Source organism: Actinotalea ferrariae CF5-4 (assembly GCF_000603945.1).
In the GTDB taxonomy this organism is placed as follows: domain Bacteria; phylum Actinomycetota; class Actinomycetes; order Actinomycetales; family Cellulomonadaceae; genus Actinotalea; species Actinotalea ferrariae.
Map to the genome: position 1 here is coordinate 1 of NZ_AXCW01000261.1, position 5,671 is coordinate 5,671.

At 74.5% G+C, this 5,671-nt stretch carries 6 protein-coding genes; all 6 read left to right on the forward strand.

Annotated features, from left to right (window positions below; translation table 11 throughout):
- The coding region (locus tag N866_RS15860) for an AAA family ATPase (protein ID WP_034228141.1) at positions 1 to 1,079 on the forward strand (1,079 nt) is incomplete at its 5' end.
- 94 nt (positions 1,080 to 1,173) lie between these two features.
- Positions 1,174 to 1,587 carry a hypothetical protein gene (locus tag N866_RS15865; protein WP_155855423.1) on the forward strand — a complete coding sequence of 138 codons (414 nt, stop codon included), beginning with the start codon at positions 1,174 to 1,176 and terminating at the stop codon, positions 1,585 to 1,587.
- A 46-nt stretch (positions 1,588 to 1,633) separates the two neighbouring features.
- A complete protein-coding gene (gene ftsY / locus N866_RS15870; protein WP_034228144.1) occupies positions 1,634 to 2,818 on the forward strand; it encodes a signal recognition particle-docking protein FtsY in 1,185 nt (394 codons plus the stop codon).
- Between the two features lie 173 nt (positions 2,819 to 2,991).
- On the forward strand, positions 2,992 to 4,338 hold the full coding sequence (locus tag N866_RS15875; protein ID WP_081802729.1) for an ammonium transporter: 1,347 nt from the start codon (positions 2,992 to 2,994) through the stop codon (positions 4,336 to 4,338).
- Positions 4,338 to 4,679 carry a P-II family nitrogen regulator gene (locus tag N866_RS15880; RefSeq protein WP_034228146.1) on the forward strand — a complete coding sequence of 114 codons (342 nt, stop codon included), beginning with the start codon at positions 4,338 to 4,340 and terminating at the stop codon, positions 4,677 to 4,679. Before N866_RS15875 ends, N866_RS15880 begins: the two co-directional genes overlap by 1 nt.
- A gap of 10 nt (positions 4,680 to 4,689) precedes the next feature.
- On the forward strand, positions 4,690 to 5,671 hold a 982-nt coding region (locus tag N866_RS15885; RefSeq protein ID WP_034228148.1), incomplete at its 3' end, for a [protein-PII] uridylyltransferase family protein.

Genomic DNA, 5,671 nt, shown 5'->3' on the forward strand with positions numbered 1-5,671 from the left:
CCGAGCAGGCGCGGCGCGCCCAGGCGGTGCGCGCCGGCGCCGACCACGCCCTGGCCCTGCTGGAGGAGTCGCTGCGTCGCGCGACGGCCGAGCGGGAGGCGGTCGAGGCCGCCCAGGCGGAGCGCGAGGTGCAGGTGCGCGCCGTCCGCGTCGACGTGGACCGCCGTGCCGCGGAGCTGGCCGAGCTCACCGACGTGGCGCACCGCGACGAGGTGGCCCGTGCCCAGCAGCGGCTCCGCATCGAGCAGCTCCAGAACCGTGCGGTCGAGGACCTCGGCCTCGACCCGCAGGTGCTCCTCGACGAGTACGGCCCCCACACCGCCGTGCCGGTCTGGGGGGAGCGGGCGGACGCGCTGCGCGCGGCGCGCGAGGGGTCTGCCGAGGGCGTCGAGGAGGCCTCCGCCACCGTGCCCTTCGTCCGGGCCGAGCAGGAGAAGCGCCTCCGGGCGGCGGAGCGCGCCCTGTCCCTGCTGGGCCGGGTCAACCCGCTGGCCCTGGAGGAGTTCGCGGCGCTGGAGGAGCGGCACACCTTCCTGTCGACGCAGCTCGCGGACCTCAAGAAGTCGCGCACGGACCTGCTCCAGATCGTCAAGGAGATCGACGAGCGGGTCGAGCAGGTCTTCGCCGAGGCCTACCGCGACACCGCGGTGCAGTTCGAGCGGGTGTTCACCCGGCTGTTCCCCGGCGGCGAGGGTCGCCTCGTCCTGACCGAGCCGGGCGACATGCTCACCACGGGCATCGAGGTCGAGGCCCGCCCCGCCGGGAAGAAGGTCAAGCGCCTCTCGCTGCTGTCCGGCGGTGAGCGCTCGCTCACCGCCGTCGCGCTCCTGGTCGCCATCTTCAAGGCGCGGCCCAGCCCGTTCTACGTCATGGACGAGGTCGAGGCGGCGCTGGACGACGCGAACCTCGGGCGGCTCCTCGACATCTTCACCGAGCTCCAGGAGGACTCCCAGCTCATCGTCGTCACCCACCAGAAGCGGACGATGGAGATCGCCGACGCCCTCTACGGCGTCACGATGCGCGGCGACGGCGTGACGACCGTGATCAGCCAGCGGCTGCGGGAGGACGCGCGGCCCTGAGGCGGCACCCGTGGTGTGAAGATCGTGTGGCGATCGTGCCCACCCCCGGGTGCGCCCGCTGGTGCCGACGGCCCGACGCCGGATACTGGCAGTCATGGGATCTGTCGTGGCACCTGTCGTCCTGGCCCTCGTCGTCGCGCTCGCCGTCCTCGTGCTGAGCGCCGTCGTCTCGACGGGGCGGCCGGCACGCGAGGTCCTCACCGACGCGCGCGACGCGCTGCGCGGCGGGCTGGCCCGGGAGCGGTGGACCACCGCAGGGACGGCGCAGGGTCGCGGTCCGGGCGGCGGTGCGAGGACGCTGCCGCGTGCCGGTGCGGTCCTGCTGCGCAGCGCGGCCGTCGACGACGACCTCGACGACGACGAGACGTCGGTGACCGACCTCTTCGACCTCGGCCGGCCGGACCCGCAGGGCTACGTCCGCGCGGACCGGCTCGCCACCGCGCTGGAGCGGGCCCAGGGCGCCGTCGCCGACGGCGTCCAGCAGGTGCAGCACCGCGTCCGTCGCTGACCGACCGCGGGTCGAGGACCTGCGCCGACCCTGAGAGACTGCCCGCGTGAACGACCTCACCGATCTCCTCGTCTACGGCCTCCCGGCCCTCCTCGTCGTCGGCCTCGGCGTCGTCGGGCTCCGCTCCCGCTCCCGCCGCGGCCGCGAGCCGCAGGCGCCGCCCACCACGACCGCCGAGGACGTCGAGCACGCGCCGACGACCGACGGCTCCGCACCGACCGCGACGGTCGAGGTGCCCACCGACGGGGCGGTGGTGGCCGAGCCGGTCGCACCGGCCGTCGAGGCGCCGGAGCCCGTCGCCGGGCGGATGGTCCGGCTGCGCGAGCGCCTGGCACGGTCCGGCTCCCCGCTGGGCACCCGACTGCTCCAGGTCCTCTCGCGAGACCACCTCTCCGAGGACGACTGGGACGAGATCGAGGAGACGCTGCTCCTCGCCGACGTCGGCGCCGGCCCCACGACCGAGCTGGTGGACCGGCTCCGCGAGCGGGTGCGCGTGCTCGGCGTCCGGGAGCCCGGTGCGGTGCGGGAGATGCTGCGCGAGCAGCTCCTCGCGCTCGTCGACCCCTCGCTGGACCGCACCCTGCGGACCGCCCCGGGCGTCGCCGACGACGGGTCCTCCCACCCCGCCGTCGTGCTGGTGGTCGGCGTCAACGGCACGGGCAAGACGACGACGGTCGGCAAGCTCGCCCGGGTGCTCGTCGCCGAGGGACGCTCCGTCGTCCTCGGCGCGGCCGACACGTTCCGCGCTGCGGCCGCGGACCAGCTCCAGACCTGGGGGGCCCGCGTGGGCGTCCCGACGGTGCGCTCGGACAAGGACGGTGGCGACCCGGCGGCCGTGGCGTTCGACGCCGTGCGGCGCGCGACCGACGAGGGCGCGGACGTGGTCCTCGTGGACACCGCCGGTCGTCTGCAGAACAAGGCCGGCCTGATGGACGAGCTCGGCAAGATCACGCGGATCCTCTCCCGGCGCGCCCCGATCGGGGAGGTCCTCCTCGTCCTGGACGCCACGACGGGCCAGAACGGGCTCAACCAGGCGCGCGTCTTCGGCGAGGTCGCCGGCGTGACCGGGATCGTCCTGACCAAGCTCGACGGGACCGCCAAGGGCGGCATCGTGGTCGCCGTCCAGCGCGAGCTCGGCGTGCCGGTCAAGCTCGTCGGGCTGGGGGAGGGCGCGGACGACCTGGCGCCCTTCGAGCCGGAGGCGTTCGTCGACGGGCTGCTCCAGGGCTGAGCACCAGCCGCCGTGTCCGCCTCGCGGACGGCGCGGTCCGCCTCGTGAAACGAGACGTTCACGTGGGGGCGCGGTTCGTCACCTGCGCGTAACGCTCGAGGCGGCCGTGAGAAACAGCGCCTCGGGACAGTGATCCCCGGACCAGCCGCCCGGCTGGCGAGGGGAGAGACAACATGGAGATCGATGCGGGTCTGACCGCATGGATGCTGGTGTCGGCGTCGTTCGTGCTCCTGATGACGCCGGGTCTGGCGTTGTTCTACGGCGGCATGGTGCGCGGCAAGTCGGTGCTCAACATGATGATGATGAGCTTCGGCGCGATGGGCCTCGTGGGTGTGATCTACATCCTCTGGGGCTGGTCGATGTCGTACGGGTCGCAGAGCGTCGGCGGGTTCTTCGCCAACCCGTTCGAGCAGTTCGGCCTCGGCGGCGGGGGCGTCTTCGCGGAGGACGGCTCGGCCGTCGTCGCCGACGGGCTGCCGATCATCGTCGACGTCGGCTTCCAGGCGACGTTCGCCATCATCACGGTCGCGCTCATCTCGGGCGCCATCGCCGACCGCGCGAAGTTCGGCACCTGGATGGTGTTCTCGGGCCTGTGGGTGACGTTCGCGTTCTTCCCCATGGCCCACATGGTCTGGGGCGGCGGCCTGCTCTCCGACGAGGGCCCGTTCGCGAGCATCGCGACCCCCGTCGACTTCGCCGGCGGCACCGTGGTCCACATCAACGCGGGCATGGCGGCCCTCGTCCTGGCCCTCGTCGTCGGCAAGCGCAAGGGCTTCGGTCGCGAGCCGATGCGGCCGCACAACCTGCCGCTCGTCATGCTCGGCGCCGCGCTGCTGTGGTTCGGCTGGTTCGGCTTCAACGCCGGCTCCGCCTACGGCGCCGACGGCCTCGCCGGCCTGGCGTGGGTCAACACCTCCACGGCCGCCTCGGCCGGGATCCTCGGGTGGCTCATGACGGAGAAGCTCCGCGACGGCCACGCCACGTCCCTCGGGGCCGCCTCGGGCGTCGTCGCCGGTCTGGTGGCCATCACGCCCGCCGCCGGTGCGCTGAGCCCGGTCGGTGCCGCGGTCCTCGGCCTCGTCGCCGGTGCCGTCTCCGCCCTGGCGGTCGGCCTGAAGTACCGCTTCGGCTACGACGACTCGCTCGACGTCGTCGGCGTCCACCTCGTGGCCGGCCTCGTCGGCACGCTGCTCATCGGCCTCCTCGCCACCGACGGCGGCCTGCTGTACGGCGGCAGCGTGAACCTCCTCGTCGTGCAGGCGCTCATCGCCCTCGTCGCGGTGGCCCTGTCCGGCGCGGTCACCCTCGTCATCGCCCTGGCCCTCAAGGCCACCATGGGCTGGCGCATCAGCGAGGACGCGGAGGTCGGTGGCATCGACCTGGCCGTCCACCGCGAGGGTGCGTACGAGACGATCGGCGGGCGGGTCGTCGACAGCCGTACCAGCCTGGCCCCGTCCCCGGCACCGGCAGGGGCGTCAGCGCCGGCCGTCGCCGAGCGCACCACAACGGAGGTGAAGTGATGACCAAGCTCGTCACCGGCATCATCCAGCCGCACCGGCTGGACGACGTGAAGTCGGCGCTGGAGGCCTTCGGCGTCCGCGGCATGACGGTCAGCGAGGCGAGCGGCTACGGCCGGCAGCGGGGCCACACCGAGGTCTACCGCGGCGCCGAGTACACCGTGGACCTCGTGCCCAAGGTCCGCATCGAGGTCCTGGTCGCCGACGAGGACGCCGCGAGCGTCACCAAGGTGATCGTCGGCGCGGCGCAGACCGGCAAGATCGGCGACGGCAAGGTGTGGGTGGTCCCGGTCGAGGACGTCGCCCGCGTCCGCACCGGCGAGCACGGCATCGACGCCCTCTGAGGGGCGCGTCATGACCGCACCGGAGCACGGCGCGGTCGACGGCCAGGACGGCCCGGAGGCCCCGCGCCCCCCTGTGGGGGTGTGGGGCCTCCGGGCTGACCGCCTCGACCTCGCCCGCCGGATGCTCGGCCCGGGCACCGACGGCGTCACGCGCCGGGCTACCGTGGCGGGGCTCGTGAGCGCGCGCCTGGCGGGTCTCTGGGACGACGTCGCGCACGACCTCGCCCTCGGTGACGGCATCGCGCTGGGCGCCGTCGGGAGCCTGGGCCGCCAGGACGCCTCCCCGGCCTCGGACCTGGACCTCCTGCTGGTCCACGACGGGCGCAGCCATGACGCGGCCACCGTCGCGGCCGTCGCGGAGCGCCTCTGGTACCCAGTGTGGGACGCGGGGCTCGACCTCGACCACGCCGTCCGGTCCCTCGCCCAGTGCCGCCAGGTCGCGTCCGCCGACCTCCCCGCGGCCGTGGGGCTGCTGGACCTGCGGCACGTCGCCGGCGACCCGGCGGTGGTCCTGCGTGCCCGCAGCGCGCTGCTCACGGACTGGCGCGGCGCCGCGCGGCGCCGGCTCCCCGAGCTCCTCACCGGCACGAGGCAGCGCGCGGAGCGCAGCGGGGAGCTCGCGTACCTCGTGGAGCCGGACCTCAAGGAGGCCCGGGGCGGCATCCGCGACGCCGTCGTCGTCTTCGCGCTCGCGGCGACCTGGCTGACCGACCGGCCGCACGGCAGCCTCGACGCCGCCTACCGGCGGCTGCTGGACGTGCGGGACGCGCTGCACGTGGTGACCCGACGGCCGACCAACCGGCTCCTGCGCGTCGACCAGGACGAGGTCGCGGCGCTCCTCGGGGTCGGGGACGCGGACGACCTCCTCGCCGAGCTCGCCGAGGCGGGGCGCACGGTGTCGCACGCGCTGGACACCACCGTCCGCCACGCGCGCCAGGCGCTCGCCCGCCCGTCGCTGCGGCAGCCGCTGCTCGTCCGCGGCCGCCGCGTCG

What these genes read in the sequence shown, in the direction of transcription:
- N866_RS15865 (WP_155855423.1), top strand. Translation starts at nt 1,174, where the DNA reads ATGGGATCTGTCGTGGCACCTGTCGTCCTGGCCCTCGTCGTCGCGCTC.
- N866_RS15875 (WP_081802729.1), top strand. Translation starts at nt 2,992, where the DNA reads ATGGAGATCGATGCGGGTCTGACCGCATGGATGCTGGTGTCGGCGTCG.
- N866_RS15880 (WP_034228146.1), top strand. Translation starts at nt 4,338, where the DNA reads ATGACCAAGCTCGTCACCGGCATCATCCAGCCGCACCGGCTGGACGAC.